Source organism: Kribbella sp. NPDC050241 (genome assembly GCF_044459685.1).
Taxonomy (GTDB): domain Bacteria; phylum Actinomycetota; class Actinomycetes; order Propionibacteriales; family Kribbellaceae; genus Kribbella.
Genome location: NZ_JBITJE010000017.1, coordinates 39,781 through 58,979, shown reverse-complemented (window position 1 = coordinate 58,979; position 19,199 = coordinate 39,781). Strand labels below are relative to the sequence as shown.

The window sequence follows — 19,199 nt, the reverse complement described above, 5'->3', positions numbered from 1 at the left end:
CCGGATGCGCCCGACGGCTGGCGCTCGCTGATGAGCACGGATTACGACTATCCGGAGGAGATGGACGAGCTCAGCGGTCGCGAGCGTCGTCGTGCGAAGAAGAGCTGGCGGCGCGACGATCATGCGCAGCGTATGGCGTGGCTGCGCAGCCAACGACAGGCCGAGCCAACCAGCCCGGCGGTCATCGTCGTCCTGGTCGTCATCCTGGCCATCGTGATTCTCGGTCTGGGCGGTGGTCTGCCGCGCCTCTTCGGCGACCAGGACACGGATGGAGGATCTCCGGTTGGGTTGCTGACACCGGGAAGCACAGTCGTCCTGCCGACGGCTCCGTCCAACAATCAGTCGAGCCAAGCTGCTCCGACCGCGACGACATCGGCCCTGACGACCCCGCCACCTGAGACCCGGCGCCCATCTGCGAATGCGACAGCCTTGGCCACTGGTGTAGTTGGCGCCTGGGCTCGGGTGTTCTACACCCGCGACCCGAGCACCGAGGACTATGCCGCGCTGGTCGGCAAGGCCTCGAAGTACATGACCGAGGAAGTGGCCGCGAGCTTCACGTCGGCGGGCGATCCCACCTACGACGCCCTGAAGGCGGACGGTGGAAAGTCGACGGTCGTCTCTGCTCCGGTGAGTGCGCCGGCGGCCAACGCGGAGGCGCCGGTCGACACACCGGATCGCATCACGCGCTTCGTGAAGGTCACGATCAATGTCACGGGCAAGCATGCTCAGCGCATCGACGTACCCCTGCTTGTCACGCTCGCGAACCAGAACGGCCAGTGGGTCATCAGTGACGTGTCTGGCGGTACGGGGCCATGACGGTGGGGGATCGCGATGTTCGACGAACGTGATGTCGGTCGGGGTTTCCTGGCAGTCGCGAGCAAAAGTGTGTACGTCAAGGGCGCGGTTGCGCTCGCGGTCGTCGGGGTCGTGAGTCTGTTGATGGTCGCGCCTTTCGGCGGAACGACTCAGCCGCAGGCGGCGTGCCTTCCGCTGCCACCGGGACAAGCCGGCGGCCGCGTTCCAGCAGGCTGGATTCGCAAATCCCAGCAAGACTTCGCCAAGCTGATCGACCAGGCCGCGATCGAGCGTGGTCTGCCCGGCAAGGCGACTCTGATCGCGTTGATGACGGCTCTGGTCGAATCGAACCTGCAGAACTTGTCGTACGGCGACGCAGACTCCGTTGGGCTGTTCCAGCAGCGTCCGGCAGCCGGATGGGGAACAGTCGCAGAGATCATGGATCCGCACTATTCAGCCAATGCGTTCTTCGGCGGCTCCGCAGCTCCGAGCCCTCCTGGCTTGGTCGACATCAACGGCTGGCCGACGATGCCTCTTGGCGACGTCGCTCAAGCTGTTCAGGTCTCGGCGTTCCCCGACCGCTATGCGCTGCGGGAGCAGGAGGCGCGACAGATCGCGTCGGAGGCGGGCATCGACCTGACCCGTGCGGGGAATCCGTATGCCGGTCGATCAGGCGCACCTCCTCCGGGTTCGGCGAATGAAGGCGTGCTGGACGATGACGACTGCGGTGGGCAAGGTGGCGGTCTGGTCGAGAACGGACCGATCAACGGGGTCTGGCCCGAGCAGAAGGCAAGCGTCACCGACCCGAGTGGCACCGGCGGCCTGGTCACACCGCGGACGGCGGCCTGGACCGCCGAGGCCCGCAAGAACCTTGGAACTCTCAGTATGAGTTGCTGGGACGCCCACGTCTGGAACCCGACCAGCGACCATCCGCGGGGGAAAGCCTGCGACGTCATGGTCGGGGCCGACGCCAGGAAGTCCGCCCCGGCTCGAGTCCGCGGCGACCAGATCGCCAACTGGGCGGTCAAGACCGCGGCGCAGACTGGGGTGCACTATGTGATCTGGTACGGCAAGATCTGGTCAGCCCGCCGCGGAACGTGGATCCCGTACAACGGCGGCGGCGTCTACAACCCCACCGACGCCACCGGCGGCCACTTCGACCACGTTCACGTGTCCGTGTTCTGACACGGACCTCACGCCTCACCCATGCAGAAGGAGAATCTCGGATGACCGGCCCCGGTGACCCACCTGAGGACAGCGCTTGGGAATCCGGCCAACTCGAGCCCAGGCAGCCGCCGGGGCCCGGTGGTCCACCAGCCGTGCCCCCGAATTCACAGTGGATCCAACTGCCTCCGGACGCGGCTGGAACCGGTGCCGATGCCGGTTCCCCACGCGCCCGGGTCGACGTTTCCATCGCGACTCTCCTGCTGTCGGCGTTGCCTTGGTACTTCTGGAGCTTCGCCATCGTCTCGTGGATCGTTGGGCTGCTCGGCTTCGGCTGGGGATGGATCATTGTTGTTGCCTGGATGCTGTCCGGAGCGGTTGTCTTCGTTCGGCCTGTCGAAGACATGCTTGCTCGCTACTTGTTCCGACTTCGGCAGCCGACTCTCGTGGAGGAGCAGCGGCTGCAGATGGCCTGGCGACAGGTCATCGAACGAGCCGGTGTGCCGCAGGACAGGTACACGCTGTGGATTCAGGATTCCGAAGAGGTCAACGCAACACCGACGCCGGGACACGTTGTCGGTGTGAGCCGCTGGGCGCTCTACACACTGCCTCCGGCGCACCTCGAAGCGGCGCTGGCTCATGAACTCGGTCATCACCTGGGCGGACGGGACTGGTTGAGCCTGCTCAGCTTCTGGTACTCGATTCCGGCGCGGTGCGCACTGATCGGAGTACGGGCACTCGGCCGGTTGATGCTCGCGGTTCCCGCCGTCGGATGTGTGGTCGTTGCCTTCGTGTTGCTGGCGTACTCCGGAGTCCTCTTCGCCGTCCTGCTGCTCGATGACAGCTTGCTGCTGCCGCTGCTGTTCCTCACGCCCTTCGTCGCGCCGCCGATCCTTGCGTGGCTCAGCCGACGCGACGTCATCCGCGCCGATCGCCGCGCTGCCGAGCTCGGCTACGGTGCGACGCTCATCCAGGTTCTCTATGGCTGGCAGTTCCAGCACCAGCAGATGCTGGGTCGCGACGGCAGCCGACGGCGGCAGTTGATGTCGAGCTACCCATCTCTCACCGACCGCGCGCACGCCCTGGAACGCTTCCTGCAGTCGAACTGATCTGATGCGTCTCCGCTGAGCCGGGGAGGGTGGTGGATCAGGACTGGGTGAACCTGACTTCATGGGTGGCGTTGGGGGCGGTGAAAGTCAGGAGGTTGTGGGCTTCTGACTCGATCGCGGTGCGGGCGGAGCGAGTCAGTTTGATGATCGGCTCGATGTCCAGGAGGGCTGACTTCTTGGACTTGGTTTGCTTCCAGAGGGCGGTGGCTTGGCCGTTGTGGAGGAGGGAGCCTCGGGTCAGGACTTCCTGGAGGGTTAGTTGTTGGCGGGTGGGGGTGTCTATCCAGCGGGTTCGGTCGGCGTGGGAGAGGAGGAGGTTGTCGAATTCGGGGAGGAAGCGAGTGGGGGCGGGAGTGTCTTCGGCGGGGAGGCTGATGGTGGGGAGGTCGTAGAGGGTTCGGCCGGTGGTGGCGTCGGTGTAGGTGCGGAGGTCCAGGCGGTCGAAGATCTCGGCGAGGCGGGTGAGGCCGGACCAGGTCTGGGCGTCGGCGACCGAGGCGGGGCCGTACGCGGCCAGGTAGCGCAGGACGAGCCGCTCGAGGGACGGGACCGGGTCGGTGGAGGCGGCGGGGTCGACGGGGGAGTCGAGCCAGAGGTCGGCGGTGGACATGGCGGGGTTGCCGCCCTTGCCCCAGATGCCGCGTGGCGGGGTCTGGATGGTGGGGAGCAGGCAGCGTACGGCGTGGGCCAGTGCGGCGGGTTCGCGGTCGGGCCAGAGCGGGCCGAGGTGTTCACGCAGTTGTACGGCGGTCGCCGGGCCGGCGGTCATGCGGTCGATGCCGGCTCGCAGTACGGCGTCGATGTCAAGCCCCTCGAGGCGGTGCCGGCCGTACGTCATGTTCTGGAACACCTCGCGCTCGAGCCGCGGCTGGATCAGCGGGCGGAACGCGAGAAAGTCGCGGCTCGACATCAGGTGGATCGTCGCCCGCATCATCGAACCGCGGACGGCCTGCCGCTCCTCCAGCAGCTTGGCGAGTTCCTCCGGCTGGAAGGACTGCAGTCGCGTCCACAGTCCGACGTACGGCGCGAGTGGTGACTGCGCCTGCATACCGACGAGGTGCTCGATCGCCTCCAGGGCGGTCGCGTCCCGGCGTTCGAGCAGCCACTGCCGCTCCAGGGTGGCGCGACTCAGGGCCTGCAGGCTCAGCTTGGTCATGGCGGGATCCTCTCCTGTGCGTCGGGTTCGACGCTACGAGAAGAAGCGGCCAGGTTCGGTCCTCTACTCGAGCCGCTCGCCAGTGAGACCTGGTGTTCGGGGCGATACGACGATCCCCGATCGTCAGCGTCAGGTGGCGACTGTCAGGCCAAGGCCGGCCACGAAGCTGGTGAGGAGTCGCTGGCCGAGAGGCCACAGACCGAGATCGCTGTCGGAATTGATGTGGCCTTGGCGGCCCGTGGTGACAAGAGGGACGGCCCAGTCGACGGCGAGGCGGGCCGCGGCTTCCACGGTGCAGTACGGGTCGTCGTCGCTGGCGACCAGTACGGCGGGGAGGCGTAGGGGACTGGGCTCGAGGCGGGCGAAGGTCGAGAGAAGCGTGGTCGGGAATGTGGGTGCGCGTTGGTCCGGTGGCGCGACCATGAAGACTCCACGCACGTGGGGTGCTGCACTCGTGGTCAGCCAGTGAGCGGTGGCGTAGCAGCCGAGGCTGTGCGTGACGAGGACAACGTCGTCGTCGGCGACCTGACCGGCCGCGTGGTCGATCGCGGCGGTCCAGTCGTCACGGTCGGGATGCGTCCAGGATGCCGGCGCGATGCGGGTCGAGTTGGCGAGCCAGCCGGATTCCCAGGCGGACTGCCAGTGGTTGTGATCGGAGCCGTTCAGGCCGGGGACGATGATGAAATGCATGAGACAGCTCCCAAGAGGTGATCAGAGATGTCACCATCATGAGGCTGGTCATTGGCAGGGAGGTGTGTCAGCTGATGGATCAAAGGCAGATGAGCGAATCGAACACGAATTCATTGGATGCGATCGACCGGGAGATCCTGGCGATCCTGCAGACCGACGGGCGGTTGAGTGGTGCCGACATCGGGCGGCAGGTGAATCTGTCGCAGCCGGCGGTGTCGGCGCGGATTCAGCGGCTCGAGCGGTCCGGCGTGATCACCGGCTATCAAGCGATCGTGGATCCGGCCCGGATCGGGCTCAACATCCACGCGGCGGTGCGGGTCCGGACGCTGCATGCGCGGATCCCGGAGGCGCTCGAGCTGTTCGCCGGTCTCCCGGAGATCACCGCGACGTACCGGCTGACCGGTGAGGACTGTTTCCTCCTCGACGTCCACACGCCTGACGCCGGCCGCCTGGAGCAGGTGGTCGACGCGATCGGGCGTCTCGGGCCGGTCAGCACCTCGCTCGTCCTGCGCAACTACCCGACCAAACCTTTCGCTATCGGGTGAAGGCGGCAGCCCGGCCGGGCCTGCGGGCGGTCGACAGGTTTTCCCTTGCGGGCGCGGAACGACGGGGAGTATCGCTTCCCAGCAGGCAGTGAGGCGAACTAGGGTCTCGACGGATTGTAGTTGTTGCATCACGCAACACGAACGGGTTCGTCGACTGTGGGAGGGAACATATGACGAAACGCCGCAAGGCGGTCGTGGCCGTCACCGCCGGACTGGCCACCATCTCGCTCGGGCTGTCCGTCACCAGCGCCGCGGGGGCCGCGCCGGAGACCACGACCCTGGGCAACCTGAAGCTGATCAAGACCAAGACGTCGCTGCTCGGCAAGCACTACTGGTACCAGCAGACCTTCAAGGGCCTGCCCGTCGTCAATGGGTACTACGCCAAGCACGAGACCAAGGCCGGCGGTGTCGAGATCGCCGACGGACGGGACGCCATTCCGGTCGATCTGGACGTGTCGACGAAGGTGCCTGCGGCAACAGCCACCAGCAGCGCGAACAGCGTCGTCAGCGCTCGCGCCGCCCGGGCCCGGATCGCCGGGCCGCACAAGGACGCCGTACCGGCGCCGACCGCCACCCAAGGCGCGGCTCAGCTTGCCGTCGTCGGCGGCAAGGACGCGCGGGTGGTGTGGAAGGTGACCAGCAAGTCGGCCGAGGGCGTCAGCCAGTCCCTGGTCGACGCCAAGAGCGGCACCGTGGTCGAGTCGAAGGTGATCAGCCAGAACGTCGACGGCCATGGCTCGGTGTTCGACCCGAACCCGGTGGTCAGCGAGAAGAACGAGAAGCTGACCGACCAGAACGACAAGAACCAGGACGCCCTGTTCCTGGCGCAGAAGAACGTGATCCTGCGGAACCTGGACGGCTCCGGCAAGCTCAACGGCACCTACGTGAACATCACCGAGGCCAAGGGCGGAGTCGCAGAGAACACGAACAACAACTTCGTCTACCAGCGCGCGAACAACAAGTTCGAGCAGGTGATGGCGTACTACCACGTCAACCAGACGCAGGAGTACATCCACCAGCTGGGCTTCACCGAGGTGAACAACGAGTCGCAGGACTTCTCGATCAACACGTTCGCCGGTGACAACTCGTTCTACTCCCCGGACGACGACATGATCACGATGGGCGAAGGCGGCGTCGACGACGCCGAGGACGCCGAGGTGATCTGGCACGAGTACGGTCACGCGATCCAGGACGACGTGGTGCCGGGATTCGGCTCGAACGTGCCGGCCGGGTCGATCGGTGAGGGCTTCGGCGACTACTGGGCCGTCACCATGTCCGAGCCGGTCAGCAAGGGCTTCGAGCTGCCCTGCGTGATGGACTGGGACGCGACGTCGTACACCAGTACCGAGCCGCACTGCCTGCGTCGTACCGACACCGGCAAGACCACCGACGACATCGTCGGCGAGGTGCACGACGACGGTGAGATCTGGTCGAACGCACTGTGGGACATCAACCGGGCCCTCGGCCGGACCAAGGCCAACAAGGTGATCCTCGAGGCGACGTTCTTCTACGACCCGGACACCTCGTTCGCCGCCGCGGCCCAGGACACCGTCCAGGCTGCCCGGCTGCTCTACGGGAAACCCGCCGCGCAGCAGGTGACCGACGCCTTCAAGGCGCGCAAGATCCTCTGACGGTCGCTCCAGGGTGTGCGCCCACGACTACTGTGGGCGCATGACCTGGAGTACGGCGGACATCCCCGACCTGACCGGACGACGCGCGCTGGTCACCGGCGCCACCAGCGGCCTTGGCTACGAGACGGCGCTCGAACTGCTGAGACACGGCGCCGAGGTGCTCATCGGCGCGCGCAATCCGGAGAAGGCCGCCAAGGTCTCCCAAGCCCTTGCCGACACATCCGGCCGGCAGCCCACAGTCGTCGAGCTGGACCTGGCCGATCTGGCGAGTGTCGAGCAGGCGGCCGGCAAGCTCTCCGCGACCTACAACACGCTCGACCTGCTCGTGAACAACGCCGGCGTGATGGCGACGCCGTACCTGCAGACCAAGGACGGTTTCGAGCTCCAGATCGGCACCAACCACCTCGGGCACTTCGCCCTCACCGGCCGGCTGCTGCCGTTGCTGCTCAAGGCGCCCGCGGCCCGGGTCGTGACGGTCAGCTCGTTCGTGCATACGACTGTCCGCGGGGTCGCGGAGGCGGACTTCCGGCGACCCGCCAGCGGCTACTCCAAGTGGGACGCGTACGGGAAGTCGAAGCTCGCGAACGTGCTCTTCATGCTCGAGCTCGACCGCCGCGCCCGCGCTGCCGGCGTGAAGCTGCTCAGCGCCGGCGCACATCCCGGCTACGCGTCCACCCACCTGCAGGCCTACGGCCCGGAACTCGCGGGGCAGCGGTTCATGGCCAAACTGATGGCCATCGGGAACACGCTGTTCGCGCAGTCCGCCGCCGCAGGTGCCTGGCCGAGCCTGTACGCCGCGACCAACCCTGACCTGCGCCCCGGCGCGTACGTCGGCCCAGGTTTCCTCGGGTTCCGCGGCAAACCGGCGATCGCGCTCCCCACCCGCACCGCGCAGGACCCCGACCTGGCCAAGCGGCTGTGGGAGTGGTCGATCGAGGCAACCGGAGTGGATCCGGCACTCACCGTGCCGAGGTAGTGACACAGCGGCAGCTTTCTGGTTACCCTCCGGTAATTCTCGATGATAGTCCGGACGCCGGAGGTCTCACGTGCGCAGACTCGCAGCCGCCCTCGCTGTCGCCCTTGCCGTTGCGCTGGCCCTGATCACCGTCGGTCCGCGTGCCGAGGCCGATCAGTCCGCGGCAGGCTTCAGTACGTCGTACCAGCGCATCCCCGGGGCGGGCGGGACCGGGATCGGCGCCGTCGTGCTGACGCCGACCGGCCAGGGCGACGGGCCGTTCCCGCTCGTGGTGATGCCGTCGAGCTGGGGCGTGCCGAACGTCGAGTACGTCGGTCAGGGCGCGAAGCTGGCCAGGTCCGGGTTCCAGGTCATTGCGTATTCGAGTCGCGGCTTCTGGGATTCCGGCGGTGGCATCGACATCGCCGGCCCGCCGACCGTCGCCGACGTCAGCAAGGTGATCGACTGGGCCGATCAGCACACGCCGGCCGACACCGGCCGCGTCGCGGCGGTCGGGATCTCGTACGGCGCCGGCACCTCGCTGCTCGCGAGTGCGCAGGACCCGAGGATCAAGGCGGTCGGCGCGATGAGCGGCTGGGCCGACCTGATTGCGTCGCTCGATCCCAACGACACGGTCGCGCTCCAGTCCGTCGCCGGTCTGCTTGCCCTCGGCAACATCACCGGCCGTCCGGGTCCGGAGATGGCGTCGCTGCAGACCAAGTTCGTCACCGGGAACTTCGACGGCGCGATCGCCGAGGCCAAGCAGTTGGCGCCGGTCAGGTCGGCCGCGACGATGGTCGACCGGATCAACGCGAACGCCCCGGCGGTGTTCCTGGCCAACGCGTTCGAGGACTCGATCTTCCCGCCCTCGCAGTACACCGACTTCTTCACCCGGCTGACCGGCCCGAAGCGGCTGCTGCTCGCGCACGGCGACCATGCGACCCCTGAGGTGCCCGGCGCGATCGGCCTGCCCAACGAGACCTGGGACGAGCTCGCGGCCTGGCTGCGGCACTACATCGCCGGCGCGGACAACGGCGCGGTCGCCGAGGCGCCGGTGCAGCTGAAGTCGCAACGCGGCGTGTGGCGTGGGTACCCGAGCTGGGCCGCCGTCGGACAGCCGCGTACGGCGTACCTCACCAAGCCGACCGGGTTGTCGCGCACCGGCAGTCTGCAGTCGCAGGCCTCGACGGGGTGGACCAGCAACATCGCCGCTGGTGTGCCGACCCTCGTGGACAGCGGCGTGGTGCTCGTTTCCGGCGCGCTGCAAGGGCTTCTGTCGATCCCGACCGCAGTCGCGACTCCGCTCGTGGACAGGTCGTTCGCGGGCGTCTGGTCCGGCCCGGTCTACACCAGTGGCGCCGTGGTCAACGGCACGCCGAAGCTGCATCTGACGGTCAAGCCGTCCGGTCCGAGCACCTCGCTCTTCGCCTACCTGTACGACGTCAACGCGCTCGGCGTCGGCTCGCTGATCACGCACAAGCCGTTGACCCTGCGCGGCGCGACCCCAGGCAAGGCGGTGCCGATCGACGTGCGACTCGAGGCGACCAGTTGGGAGGTCCCGGCCGGCAATCACCTGGTTCTCGTGGTGGACACGGTCGACCCGCGCTACCTCGGCCGGAGCACTCTCGGTACGTCGGTCACCTTCAGCTCCCCGGCGAGCGACCCGTCCTGGATCAGCATCTCGTGATCCTCTGACCGGGCAAGCTCACAGTGCTGAATCGTCAACCCAACACGGATCCGCGCCTTGACGACGGTCCCGGCCGCTGACTCGGGCGGGTTCGGGATGCGAAGTCGTCGCGTCTCACCGATCCTGGTAGCTACTGCCAACCATGGGAGGTGACAGTGCGATGGCCGCTCCCAGCCATGCGCTCGCGCCCACCTCGGTGAGCAGGTTCCGGCCACCACGCTTCGGGCTCGGCGGTTCGCGTCTCGGCGAACCGCCAGGGCGGGACGGTGACGCGGCCGCGGTCGCCACCGTGGACGCGGCGTACCAGGCCGGCATCCGGTTCTTCGACACCTCTCCGGCGTACGGAGAGTCGGAGCGACGCCTTGGTACGGCGCTGCAACGGCGGCCGCGTGGTGAGTTCCTCGTGTCCACCAAGGTGGCGGGTGAGGAGGCTGGTGCGTCGGTGCGGGCGAGTGTGAAACGGCTCGGGTTCGCAGTCGACATGGTGCTCGTCCGAGATCCCGACGAGGCCGCGATCGAGGCGGCGTACCCGGTGCTGGACGAGTTGCGGCGTAGGGGAGAGATCAAGGCAATCGGAGTGACCTCGGGGGACTGGCGGCTGCTCGATGGACTGGTGCGCGATGTGGACCTGGATTGTGTGCTGGTGTCCGGGCAGTACTCGCTCCTCGATCAGTCCGCGGCGCCGCTCCTGGATCGTTGCCTGGCTCGCGGTATCTCGGTGATCCTGTCCGGCATCCTGACCCGGCCGATCCTGCAGAGCGAGAAGTCCAGCGATCCCGTCGCGATCCGGGCCCGGCGGATCTCCGCGGTCTGCGAGCGGTACGGCGTTTCGTTGCCGCAGGCAGCACTCGCCTTCCCGGCAAGGCATGCCGCGGTCACGTCCGTGCTGATCGCCGCGGCCAGCCCGGCCGAGATCCGCGCCGACGCGGCCCTGGTGCGGCAGCCGGTGCCGGCCGCCTTGTGGCAGGATCCGGAATTGCTGCGATTGGTATCCTGACGGCAGGTTCCGCGGTCTGCGGTTCCCCGGTCGAGTGGCGTCGTACCCGGTCCACGACAAGACGGCGCCCGCCCCAGGAGGGGCCACTCCGATGCATGCCATCGACATTCTCGAGATCGCCGGCGCGGTCACCATTCTGGTCGCCTTCGCGGCCGCCCAGGCAGGCAAGCTCCGTCAGCGGACGCTCGCGTACCAACTGCTCAACCTGCTCGGCTCAGGGGTGCTCGCGGTGATCGCCGCGGTCGAGTCCTCGTGGGGTTTCCTGCTCCTCGAGGGCAGCTGGGCCGTGATCAGCCTCATCGGTCTGCTCACCTTCAACCGAGGCCGCGAGCCGGCCACGCACTGAGCCACACGCACTGAGCAGGCCACGCACCGACGCCGGCCACTGAAATGCCGGGTCAGAACTTGTCGCCGGGGTTCGTCGGCGGCGTCCCCGAACTCGGTGTACCCGTGGGGCTTCCGCTCGTCGGGGTCTGGCTCGTGGTCGGCGTCGGTCCGGTCGATCCGGTGTTCGGCGGCGGGGTGGTCGGGGTGACCGTCACCGTCACCGTGTTGCTCGGCGTCGGGATGACCGGCTCCGGCTCCAGCGGCTCGGCGTTGCGGAACAGCAGCCAGGCCAGGAACACGGCCAGCGCCATGATGAGCGCCATCGTCACCAGCGCGAAGATCAGCGCCCAGCGCGACGCCGGGCGCAGGATGTTCGGCCACGGCAGCGGCCAGATCCGGAACAGGCCCGGCCGGCGGCGGCCCTCCCAGTAGTGCCGGAAGTCCGGTCCGCGGACCCGTCCGTTCTGCGGGACCCGGTCCATCAGTACGGCGGACAGCACGTCCTCGCCGCGGCGCTCCGCGATCAGCCGCTCGTCCGACGCCGCGCTGGTCCCGTCGTCGGTCCGGATCGGGCCGAGCGCGACCCACAGCGCCAGGTCGTCGTCGTCCGAGTCGTTGTGCGCGAGTACGGCGTCGTCCGGCAACTCGTCGACGGCGTTCACGAACCGGTCCCGGGCAGCCGCGTCGTCCGCAGAGCCCTCGGTCATCATCGCGACCACCGCGCTCCGGCCGTCGTCGGCGCTTGCGGTGTACAGGTAGCCGGCCGCGTTCGCGCCGAGGCGGCCGCGCAGCCAGTACTCGCCGACCCGCGGCGGATCCTCCGGCAGCAGCGGCAGTGCCTCCGGGATCACCCGCGCAGGCGCGTCGTCCGGCGTGTCCGCCGTACGCACCTCAGCCTGTGATTCCGTCGCAGTCATCACCTCCAATCCCACCACATCCCTGGTAGCACTGTCGCCACCGGGAGAACTCACCCGCTGTGACGGCCCCGGTCGAGGCTTGTGAATTTGGGTCGATGGGGAGGATGGGGAAAGGACCTGGTGGGCCGTCGGCCCGGCGGACCCGGGGATCTGATGGAATGGCCGGAGTTGTGAGTGCGCCACAGCAGCGACGCGGCGCGGAGATGACCAAGGTCCGAGCGCGGACCCCGGAAGGACAGGCATGACCGAAACCACTGTGCCAGCTGGATCGGTGGCCCAGCAGTCCCGGCTGATCGGCGAGGCCGTCACCGAGGTCAAGCGGGTGATCGTGGGCCAGGAGCACATGGTCGAGACGCTGATGGTCTCGTTGCTCGCCAAGGGCCACTGCCTGCTCGAGGGCGTGCCCGGCGTCGCCAAGACGCTGGCGGTGCGGACCTTCGCGTCGGTGGTCGGCGGCACGTTCGCCCGGATCCAGTTCACCCCCGACCTGGTCCCGTCCGACATCGTCGGCACCCGGATCTACCGGCAGACCCGGGAAGCCTTCGACATCGAACTCGGCCCGACGTTCGTGAACTTCGTGCTCGCCGACGAGGTGAACCGGGCCCCGGCCAAGGTGCAGTCCGCGATGCTGGAGCTGATGGCCGAGCGGCAGGTGTCGATCGGCGGCCAGACCTTCCCGATGCCGAAGCCGTTCATCGTGATCGCCACCCAGAACCCGATCGAGTCCGAGGGCGTCTACCCGCTGCCCGAGGCGCAGCGGGACCGGTTCCTGGTCAAGATCGACGTACCCCACCCGCGCGGGCACGAGGAGTTCGAGATCCTTCGCCGGATGAGCGTCGACCCGCCGGAGCCCCGGCAGGTGCTGAAGCCGGAGACGATCCTGGAGCTGCAGCGGTCCGCGGATCAGGTCTTCGTCCACAACCTGGTCGCGGAGTACGCCGTCCGCCTGGTGATGGCGACCCGGACACCGTCCGACTTCCACCTGCCCGACCTGGAGCCGATCATCGAGCTCGGTGTCAGCCCGCGAGCCACCCTCGGCATGATCGCGGCCGGGCGGGGACTCGCGCTGATCCACGGGCGGGACTACCTGCTGCCGAGCGACATCCAGACCGTCGCGCTGGACGTGATGGGTCACCGGCTCGGCCTGACCTTCGACGCGGTCGCGGACAACATCGACCCGCGCGCAGTGATCGAGCGCATCCTGGCCACCGTCCCGCCGCCGCAGCCGGTCTGGCGCGACGGCAACGACGGCACCGGCCGCCCGGAGTTCGTCTAGTGGCCAACCGTCCGGATCCGCGGGCTGCGATGACGATCTCGCAGCTCGCTCCCGAGCGTGCACTCCGGCGGCTGGAGCTGACCGTCGTACGGCGGCTCGAGGGGTACCTGCACGGGGAGCACCTCGGCCTGCTGCCGGGGCCTGGCACCGAGCTGGCCGAGGCCCGGGAGTACCAGATCGGGGACGACGTACGACGGATGGACTGGGCCGTCACCGCCCGTACGACGATTCCGCACGTGCGGGACCTGATCGCGGACCGGGAGCTGGAGACGTGGGCCCTGGTGGACCTGTCCGGGTCGATGGACTTCGGGACGTCGCAGCTGGAGAAGCGGGAGCTGGCCGTCGCGGCCGTCGCCACGGTCGGGTTCCTCACCCACCGACTGGGTGACCGGTTCGGTGGCCTGATGCTGCGTGACTCCGCCCTCCGGCGCTGGCCGGCCCGGTCCGGGCGACTGGCACTGTATGGCCTGCTCCGGGCGCTGCTGACCGAGCAGATGGGCGACCAGGAAGCACATCGCAGCGACCTGGCCGCAGCACTCGAATCGATGGCCCGGACCCAACGCAAGCGCGGTCTGCGGGTGGTCGTGTCCGACTTCCTGACCCCTCAGGACGGTGAGGTCGACAGCCGGCTGGAGCCGTCCTGGGAGCGCGCGATGCGCAAGCTCACCGCGCAGCACCAGGTGCTCGCGGTGGAGATCGTCGACCCGCGCGAGCTCGAACTGCCGAACATCGGCGTGGTCACGATCGGTGACCCCGAGACGGGCGAGGTACGGGAGATCGACACCCGCCGGCGCAAGATCCGGGAAGCGTTCGGGCTGGCCGCACTCGCGCAACGGGAACGAACCCGGATCGCCCTGCGTAGGGTAGGTGCGGGGCACTTGGTCCTGCGGACCGACCGGGACTGGGTCGCCGACACCGTGCGGTTCGTGCTCGCCTACCGGCGAGTGGCGCCCCGCCTGCACCAACCGCCGAAGGGAGTGGCTCGCTGATGGAGTTCCTGTCTCCGGCCAGACTGTGGTTCCTGCTCATCATCCCGGTCGTGCTCGCGGCGTACATCTTCCTGCAGCACCGCCGCTCGCAGTACGCGCTGCGCTTCACCAACATCGCCCTGCTGGACCGGGTCGCGCCGCGCCGGCCGCAGTGGCGGCGGCACCTGGCCGTCGGGCTGGCGCTGCTGTCCGCGCTGTCGTGCATCGTGGCGTTCGCGCAGCCCAAGGACAAGGTCAAGGTGCCGCGCGAACGGGCCACCATCGTGGTCGCGGTCGACGTGTCGCTGTCGATGATGGCGACCGACATCGAGCCGAACCGGCTGGAGGCGGCGAAGAAGTCGGCGAAGAACTTCATCAACCAGTTGCCGGGCAAGTTCAACGTTGCCCTGGTCAACTTCGCCGGTACGGCGTCCATCATCGTTCCGCCGACCACCGACCGGGCGACGGTACTGCGTTCCGTCGACGGCCTGGAACTGGCCGAGTCGACGGCGACCGGCGAGGGCATCTTCACCTCACTGCAGGCACTCACCCAGGTCCCACCGGACCCTGACCACCCGAACGACCCGGCCCCGGCCCGGATCGTGCTGCTGTCCGACGGGAAGCGGACAGTCGGCCGGACGGCGCAGGAGGGTGCGCAGGCCGCGAAGGCGAAGAACACCCCGGTGTACACGATCTGCTTCGGCACCGACTCCGGTTTCATCGAGATGGACGGCATCCGCCAGCGGGTCCCACCGGACCGGGCCGAGCTGCGCAGCGTCGCCGAGATCAGCGGCGGCGAGGCGTACACCGCGGAGTCCGCGGGTGAGCTCGAGGACGTCTACAAGGACATCGGCTCCTCGGTCGGGTACGACGAGGTGGACAAGGAAGTCACTGCCCGCTTCGCCGGCATCGCCATGCTCTTCACCCTGGCCGCCGCCGGTGCTTGCATCGCCCTGGCCTCGCGGTTCCCGTAACCCCGACCAGAAGCGCGACACGGCCGTGATGTAGTTGACACGGCGAGGTTGCTGGTGTTGGAGGGGGCGGTGGTGCAAGATGTACGCAGTTGGTCTGCTGGGATCGAGTAGTTGTTCGAGAACGCTGGGGAAGGCGCCCCTCGAGCACAGGAGGTCCCGGTGGCGACGACTCGTGGCGTTCTTTACGTCCACACGGTGCCGTCAGCGTTGTGCCCGCATGTCGAGTGGGCCGCGGGCGGCATACTCGGCGTGCCTGTGAAACTTGACTGGACGCCGCAGCCCGCAGCTCAGGGCACCTATCGGGCCGAGCTGTCATGGCAGGCCGAGGCAGGGACGGCGGCCAAGCTGGCGTCCGCGCTGCGTGGATGGCAGAAGCTCCGGTTCGAGGTGACCGAGGAGCCCAGCAACGGCGTCGAGGGGGAGCGGTACTCGTTCACGCCCGACCTCGGTGTCTTCCACGCGACGACCGGCGTCCACGGCGACATCATGGTGCCCGAGGAGCGGCTGAAGGCCGCGATGCTGAAGGCCGCCAGCGGTGAAGCCGACCTGACCGAGGAGGTCGAACGCTTGCTCGGTCGCCCCTGGGACGACGAGCTCGAGCCCTTCCGGTATGCCGGCGACGGGGCACCGGTCCGATGGCTCCATCAGGTCGTCTGAACGGAACCTGAGAACTTCAGAAGAAAGCCATGAACGGCAGGACATCCCCGAACTTTTCGATGAGACTGAGCATCAGACATCCCACTAGGGTGGGAGGGGCCGTGGCCGCTGGGCCACCGGGTGTCGGGACACCCCCGGTTGTCGACAACAGCGGCCGCACCACGTGAAGGGCGCGGACCTCAGGGTCCGCGCCCTTCCTACGTGCTACAGCGGGATGTTGCCGTGGGCACCACGAGTGCGGCCGGTGGCTTCGGCGTCGGCGATCGCAGTGGCCAGGGCGGTGCGGGTCTTGGCGGGGTCGACGACCTCGTCGACGACGCCGATCTCGCGGGCGCGGTCGATGCCTCCGGCCAGCTTCTCGTGTTCGGCGGCGAGTTCGGCCTCGACCTGCGGGCGCAGCCCAGGGTCGACCTCGGCCAGCTTGCGCCGGTGCAGCACCCGGATCGCGGCGACCGCGCCCATCACGGCCACCTCCGCGCGCGGCCAGGCGAACACGCGCGTGGCGCCCAGAGATCGCGCGTTCATCGCGATGTAGGCACCGCCGTACGTCTTCCGGGTCACCAGCGTCACCCGCGGTACGACGGCCTCTGCAAACGCGTGCAGGAGCTTCGCACCACGCCGTACGACGCCGTCCCACTCCTGGCCGACACCGGGCAGGTACCCGGGCACGTCGACCAGAACCACCAGCGGTACGCCGAACGCGTCGCACATCCGGACGAATCGGGCCGCCTTCTCCGCCGATAGCGCGTCGAGGCAACCACCCAGCCGGAGCGGGTTGTTCGCGATCACACCGACGGTGCGACCGCCGAGCCGACCAAGTGTGGTGACGATGTTCGGTGCCCAGCGCTGGTGCAGTTCGACCGAGGAGTCCTCGTCGAGCACCCCTCCGACCAGCGGATGGACGTCGTACGCGCGCTTGGCCGACTCCGGCAGCAGCCCGGACAGGTCGGTGTCGGGAACGCTGGGCGCCACCGTTCCTTGGTTCGCGAGCAGGTCGGTGACCCGGCGGGCTCGCTCGATCGCCGCTGCCTCAGAGTCGGTCGTGATGTGGACGACGCCGGACCGGCGGCCGTGCGGCTCGGGCCCGCCGAGGCGGAGCATGTCCACGTCCTCACCGGTGACGGAACGGACCACATCCGGCCCGGTCACGAAGATCCGGCCCTCCGGCCCGAGGATGACGATGTCGGTCAGTGCCGGCCCGTACGCCGCTCCGCCCGCGGCCGGACCGAGGACGACGGAGATCTGCGGGATCTTCCCTGATGCCTGTGTCATCGCGTAGAAGATCTTCCCGACCGCATGCAGGCTGAGCACGCCCTCGGCCAGTCGGGCGCCGCCGGAGTGCCACAGGCCGATGATCGGCACCTGCTCCTGCCGGGCGACCTCGTACGCCCGGACCACGACGTCACAGCCCTCGTCGCCCATCGCGCCACCCATCACGGTGGCGTCGGAGCAGAAGGCGATCACGGGTGCGCCCTCGACGGTCCCACGCGCCGCGACCATCCCGGACAGGTTGTCCGGGGTGATCAGCGCCAGGCTGCCGGGGTCGAGCAGGGCGGTCAGTCGGGTGACCGGATTGCGTGGGTCCTGCTCGCGGGGCAGCTTGACGGGCTTGGGTACTACGGGGGCGGTGGTCATAGGTCCTCCGGGGTGAGAAGGAAACTGCGGCGTCGCCCGGCGTACGGCGTACCGTTCTCCGGGCGACTGGCGGCTGGGCTACACCGTCTTGAAGGCGATGGCGGCGTTGTGACCGCCGAAGCCGAACGAGTTGTTCAGCGCCGCGAGGTCCCCGTCGGCCAGCTTGCGCTGTTCGGTCGCGACGTCCAGCTCGATCCGGTCGTCGAGCTTGTCCACGTTGATGGTCGGCGGCACCAGCCGGTAGTGCAGCGCGAGCACGGTCGCGATCGACTCGACCGCACCGGCCGCGCCGAGCAGGTGACCGATCATCGACTTCGGCGCGGTCGCCACCGCGTGGTCGGCATCGTTGCCGAGCGCCAACCGGATCGCCAGCGACTCCGCGATGTCGCCCTGCGGGGTCGAGGTGGCGTGCGCGTTGATGTGGAAGATGTCGGCCGGGCTCAGGTCGCCCTCGACCAGCGCCCGCTCCATCGCCCGCCGCGCACCGGACCCGGTCGGGTCGGGCTGCGCGATGTCGTGGCCGTCGGCGGAGATGCCCGCGCCGGCCAGCTCGGCGTAGATCTTGGCGCCCCGCGCCTTGGCGTGCTCGTACGACTCCAGCACCAGGACCCCGGCGCCCTCACCGAGCAGGAATCCGTCGCGGTCCACGTCCCACGGCCGCGAGGCCCGCTCCGGCTCGTCGTTGCGCTTGCTCAACGCCATCATCTGCCCGAACGCCGCCAGCGGCAGGGCCATGATCGCGCCCTCGGTTCCACCGGCCAGTACGACGTCCGCGCGGCCGAGCCGGATCTGGTCCAGGCCGAGCGCGATCGCTTCGTTGCCGGAGGCACAGGCCGAGACCGGGGTGTGTACGCCGGCCTTGGCGCCGAACTCGAGGCTCACGTACGCCGCGGACGAGTTCGGCATCAGCATCGGGATCGCCAGCGGCGACACCCGGCGCGGGTTGTTCTTCAGGGCGTCGTAGTTCGACAGCGTGGTGTGCAGGCCACCGATGCCGGAAGCGACCGCTACCCCGAGCCGCTCCCTGTCCAGCCCGGAGTCCTCCAGGCCGGCGTCGGCCCACGCCTCACGGGCGGCGACCACGGCCAGCTGGGCGTTGCGGTCCAGGCGCCGGGCCTTCACCCGCTCGAGCACCTCGGTCGGCTCGACCGCGGCCGGAGCGGCGATCTGGACCGCGAGGTTCTGCACCCACTCGTCGGTCAGCCGCCGGGCGCCGGAGCGACCGGCCAGCAGGCCTTCCCAGGTACCGGCCACGTCGCCGGCGAGCGGCGTGGTGGCTCCGAGCCCGGTGATCACGACTCGGGTCTTCGACATCTTTTACCTCATCCTTTGCGAGATCTGGGGGACAGGAGCGAGGGGTGGGTGGTGCGGGTGCCAATGTGGGGGCCACTGTGTGGGCCGGTGTGTGGTGCTCATCGGACAGGTGGTCCGATGAGCACCGGCCAGCACACGGAAACGGCGGGTGGTCAGCCGTTCTGGGCGCGCTCGATGAACGCGACCGCGTCGCCGACGGTCTTGAGGTTCTTCACCTCGTCGTCGGGGATCTTCACGTCGAACTTCTCCTCGGCGGCCACCACGACCTCCACCATGGAGAGCGAGTCGACGTCGAGGTCGTCGGTGAAGGACTTGTCCAGCTGGACGTCCTCGACCGGGATGCCGGCGATCTCGTTCACGATCTCGGCGAGGTTGGAACGGATCTCTTCGGTGCTGGCCATC

Annotated in this window: 19 protein-coding genes and 1 riboswitch; of the genes, 13 read left to right on the top strand and 6 right to left on the bottom strand. The window is 68.5% G+C overall.

Annotated elements, in window-relative coordinates; translation table 11 throughout:
- Window positions 1–30 precede the first annotated feature (30 nt).
- From ACIBG5_RS40920 to ACIBG5_RS40910, 3 genes are all read left to right on the top strand, one after another.
- Complete coding sequence (locus ACIBG5_RS40920; protein WP_396397447.1) at window positions 31–816, top strand: hypothetical protein; 786 nt, start codon at window positions 31–33, stop codon at window positions 814–816.
- A 15-nt stretch (window positions 817–831) separates the two neighbouring features.
- Window positions 832–1,980 carry a hypothetical protein gene (locus ACIBG5_RS40915; protein ID WP_396397445.1) on the top strand — a complete coding sequence of 383 codons (1,149 nt, stop codon included), beginning with the start codon at window positions 832–834 and terminating at the stop codon, window positions 1,978–1,980.
- A 134-nt stretch (window positions 1,981–2,114) separates the two neighbouring features.
- Entirely contained in the window at window positions 2,115–3,068 is a 954-nt protein-coding gene (locus tag ACIBG5_RS40910; protein ID WP_396397443.1) for a M48 family metalloprotease, read from the top strand.
- A 37-nt stretch (window positions 3,069–3,105) separates the two neighbouring features.
- On the opposite strand, the gene ACIBG5_RS40905 is transcribed toward ACIBG5_RS40910, so the two are convergent.
- Window positions 3,106–4,224: a winged helix DNA-binding domain-containing protein gene (locus tag ACIBG5_RS40905; protein ID WP_396397442.1), complete on the bottom strand. Its 1,119-nt coding sequence runs from the start codon at window positions 4,222–4,224 to the stop codon at window positions 3,106–3,108.
- A 129-nt stretch (window positions 4,225–4,353) separates the two neighbouring features.
- Window positions 4,354–4,914 carry an RBBP9/YdeN family alpha/beta hydrolase gene (locus ACIBG5_RS40900; RefSeq protein WP_396397441.1) on the bottom strand — a complete coding sequence of 187 codons (561 nt, stop codon included), beginning with the start codon at window positions 4,912–4,914 and terminating at the stop codon, window positions 4,354–4,356.
- Between the two features lie 89 nt (window positions 4,915–5,003).
- Between ACIBG5_RS40900 and ACIBG5_RS40895 the strand changes: the two genes are divergently transcribed.
- The 6 genes from ACIBG5_RS40895 to ACIBG5_RS40870 all read left to right on the top strand — a co-directional run bounded on the left by ACIBG5_RS40895 (window position 5,004) and on the right by ACIBG5_RS40870 (window position 11,075).
- Complete coding sequence (locus ACIBG5_RS40895; protein WP_396397440.1) at window positions 5,004–5,459, top strand: Lrp/AsnC family transcriptional regulator; 456 nt, start codon at window positions 5,004–5,006, stop codon at window positions 5,457–5,459.
- Between the two features lie 170 nt (window positions 5,460–5,629).
- On the top strand, window positions 5,630–7,090 hold the full coding sequence (locus tag ACIBG5_RS40890) for a M4 family metallopeptidase (RefSeq protein WP_396397439.1): 1,461 nt from the start codon (window positions 5,630–5,632) through the stop codon (window positions 7,088–7,090).
- 40 nt (window positions 7,091–7,130) lie between these two features.
- Window positions 7,131–8,066, top strand: a complete 936-nt coding sequence (locus ACIBG5_RS40885; RefSeq protein WP_396397437.1) for an oxidoreductase — start codon at window positions 7,131–7,133, stop codon at window positions 8,064–8,066.
- 70 nt (window positions 8,067–8,136) lie between these two features.
- Window positions 8,137–9,732 carry a CocE/NonD family hydrolase gene (locus ACIBG5_RS40880; RefSeq protein ID WP_396397436.1) on the top strand — a complete coding sequence of 532 codons (1,596 nt, stop codon included), beginning with the start codon at window positions 8,137–8,139 and terminating at the stop codon, window positions 9,730–9,732.
- A gap of 160 nt (window positions 9,733–9,892) precedes the next feature.
- Window positions 9,893–10,729: an aldo/keto reductase gene (locus tag ACIBG5_RS40875; RefSeq protein WP_396397435.1), complete on the top strand. Its 837-nt coding sequence runs from the start codon at window positions 9,893–9,895 to the stop codon at window positions 10,727–10,729.
- A 3-nt stretch (window positions 10,730–10,732) separates the two neighbouring features.
- A riboswitch (guanidine-III (ykkC-III) riboswitch) is annotated at window positions 10,733–10,800 on the top strand.
- A gap of 20 nt (window positions 10,801–10,820) precedes the next feature.
- Window positions 10,821–11,075 (top strand): hypothetical protein, encoded by a 255-nt coding sequence (locus ACIBG5_RS40870; protein WP_396397433.1) that lies wholly within the window; start codon window positions 10,821–10,823, stop codon window positions 11,073–11,075.
- 52 nt (window positions 11,076–11,127) lie between these two features.
- Here ACIBG5_RS40870 and ACIBG5_RS40865 read toward each other — a convergent pair whose 3' ends face one another.
- Window positions 11,128–11,973, bottom strand: a complete 846-nt coding sequence (locus ACIBG5_RS40865; RefSeq protein WP_396397432.1) for a hypothetical protein — start codon at window positions 11,971–11,973, stop codon at window positions 11,128–11,130.
- Between the two features lie 241 nt (window positions 11,974–12,214).
- On the opposite strand from ACIBG5_RS40865, the gene ACIBG5_RS40860 reads away from it, so the two are divergent.
- From ACIBG5_RS40860 to ACIBG5_RS40845, 4 genes are all read left to right on the top strand, one after another.
- Window positions 12,215–13,249, top strand: a complete 1,035-nt coding sequence (locus ACIBG5_RS40860) for a MoxR family ATPase (protein ID WP_360453163.1) — start codon at window positions 12,215–12,217, stop codon at window positions 13,247–13,249.
- Between the two features lie 29 nt (window positions 13,250–13,278).
- Window positions 13,279–14,238 carry a DUF58 domain-containing protein gene (locus tag ACIBG5_RS40855; RefSeq protein WP_396397430.1) on the top strand — a complete coding sequence of 320 codons (960 nt, stop codon included), beginning with the start codon at window positions 13,279–13,281 and terminating at the stop codon, window positions 14,236–14,238.
- Entirely contained in the window at window positions 14,238–15,191 is a 954-nt protein-coding gene (locus tag ACIBG5_RS40850) for a VWA domain-containing protein (RefSeq protein WP_360453169.1), read from the top strand. The genes ACIBG5_RS40855 and ACIBG5_RS40850 overlap by 1 nt, the downstream gene beginning before the upstream one ends.
- 159 nt (window positions 15,192–15,350) lie before the next feature.
- On the top strand, window positions 15,351–15,848 hold the full coding sequence (locus tag ACIBG5_RS40845) for a DUF3145 domain-containing protein (RefSeq protein WP_396397429.1): 498 nt from the start codon (window positions 15,351–15,353) through the stop codon (window positions 15,846–15,848).
- Window positions 15,849–16,052: 204 nt separating this feature from the next.
- Here the strand turns inward: ACIBG5_RS40845 and ACIBG5_RS40840 are convergent, their stop codons facing one another.
- From ACIBG5_RS40840 to ACIBG5_RS40830, 3 genes are all read right to left on the bottom strand, one after another.
- Window positions 16,053–17,483, bottom strand: coding sequence for an acyl-CoA carboxylase subunit beta (locus tag ACIBG5_RS40840; protein WP_396397428.1), 1,431 nt, complete (start codon window positions 17,481–17,483; stop codon window positions 16,053–16,055).
- A 78-nt stretch (window positions 17,484–17,561) separates the two neighbouring features.
- Complete coding sequence (locus ACIBG5_RS40835; protein ID WP_396397426.1) at window positions 17,562–18,797, bottom strand: beta-ketoacyl-[acyl-carrier-protein] synthase family protein; 1,236 nt, start codon at window positions 18,795–18,797, stop codon at window positions 17,562–17,564.
- Between the two features lie 152 nt (window positions 18,798–18,949).
- Window positions 18,950–19,198, bottom strand: a complete 249-nt coding sequence (locus ACIBG5_RS40830) for an acyl carrier protein (protein ID WP_130446978.1) — start codon at window positions 19,196–19,198, stop codon at window positions 18,950–18,952.
- Window position 19,199 lies beyond the last annotated feature (1 nt).

Coding starts and splice junctions, on each gene's coding strand:
- ACIBG5_RS40895 (WP_396397440.1), top strand. CDS start 5,004: ATGAGCGAATCGAACACGAATTCATTGGATGCGATCGACCGGGAGATC.
- ACIBG5_RS40885 (WP_396397437.1), top strand. CDS start 7,131: ATGACCTGGAGTACGGCGGACATCCCCGACCTGACCGGACGACGCGCG.
- ACIBG5_RS40865 (WP_396397432.1), bottom strand. CDS start 11,973: ATGACTGCGACGGAATCACAGGCTGAGGTGCGTACGGCGGACACGCCG.
- ACIBG5_RS40905 (WP_396397442.1), bottom strand. CDS start 4,224: ATGACCAAGCTGAGCCTGCAGGCCCTGAGTCGCGCCACCCTGGAGCGG.
- ACIBG5_RS40875 (WP_396397435.1), top strand. CDS start 9,893: ATGGCCGCTCCCAGCCATGCGCTCGCGCCCACCTCGGTGAGCAGGTTC.
- ACIBG5_RS40835 (WP_396397426.1), bottom strand. CDS start 18,797: ATGTCGAAGACCCGAGTCGTGATCACCGGGCTCGGAGCCACCACGCCG.
- ACIBG5_RS40840 (WP_396397428.1), bottom strand. CDS start 17,483: ATGACCACCGCCCCCGTAGTACCCAAGCCCGTCAAGCTGCCCCGCGAG.
- ACIBG5_RS40855 (WP_396397430.1), top strand. CDS start 13,279: ATGACGATCTCGCAGCTCGCTCCCGAGCGTGCACTCCGGCGGCTGGAG.
- ACIBG5_RS40920 (WP_396397447.1), top strand. CDS start 31: ATGAGCACGGATTACGACTATCCGGAGGAGATGGACGAGCTCAGCGGT.
- ACIBG5_RS40915 (WP_396397445.1), top strand. CDS start 832: ATGTTCGACGAACGTGATGTCGGTCGGGGTTTCCTGGCAGTCGCGAGC.
- ACIBG5_RS40890 (WP_396397439.1), top strand. CDS start 5,630: ATGACGAAACGCCGCAAGGCGGTCGTGGCCGTCACCGCCGGACTGGCC.
- ACIBG5_RS40850 (WP_360453169.1), top strand. CDS start 14,238: ATGGAGTTCCTGTCTCCGGCCAGACTGTGGTTCCTGCTCATCATCCCG.
- ACIBG5_RS40870 (WP_396397433.1), top strand. CDS start 10,821: ATGCATGCCATCGACATTCTCGAGATCGCCGGCGCGGTCACCATTCTG.
- ACIBG5_RS40860 (WP_360453163.1), top strand. CDS start 12,215: ATGACCGAAACCACTGTGCCAGCTGGATCGGTGGCCCAGCAGTCCCGG.
- ACIBG5_RS40900 (WP_396397441.1), bottom strand. CDS start 4,914: ATGCATTTCATCATCGTCCCCGGCCTGAACGGCTCCGATCACAACCAC.
- ACIBG5_RS40830 (WP_130446978.1), bottom strand. CDS start 19,198: ATGGCCAGCACCGAAGAGATCCGTTCCAACCTCGCCGAGATCGTGAAC.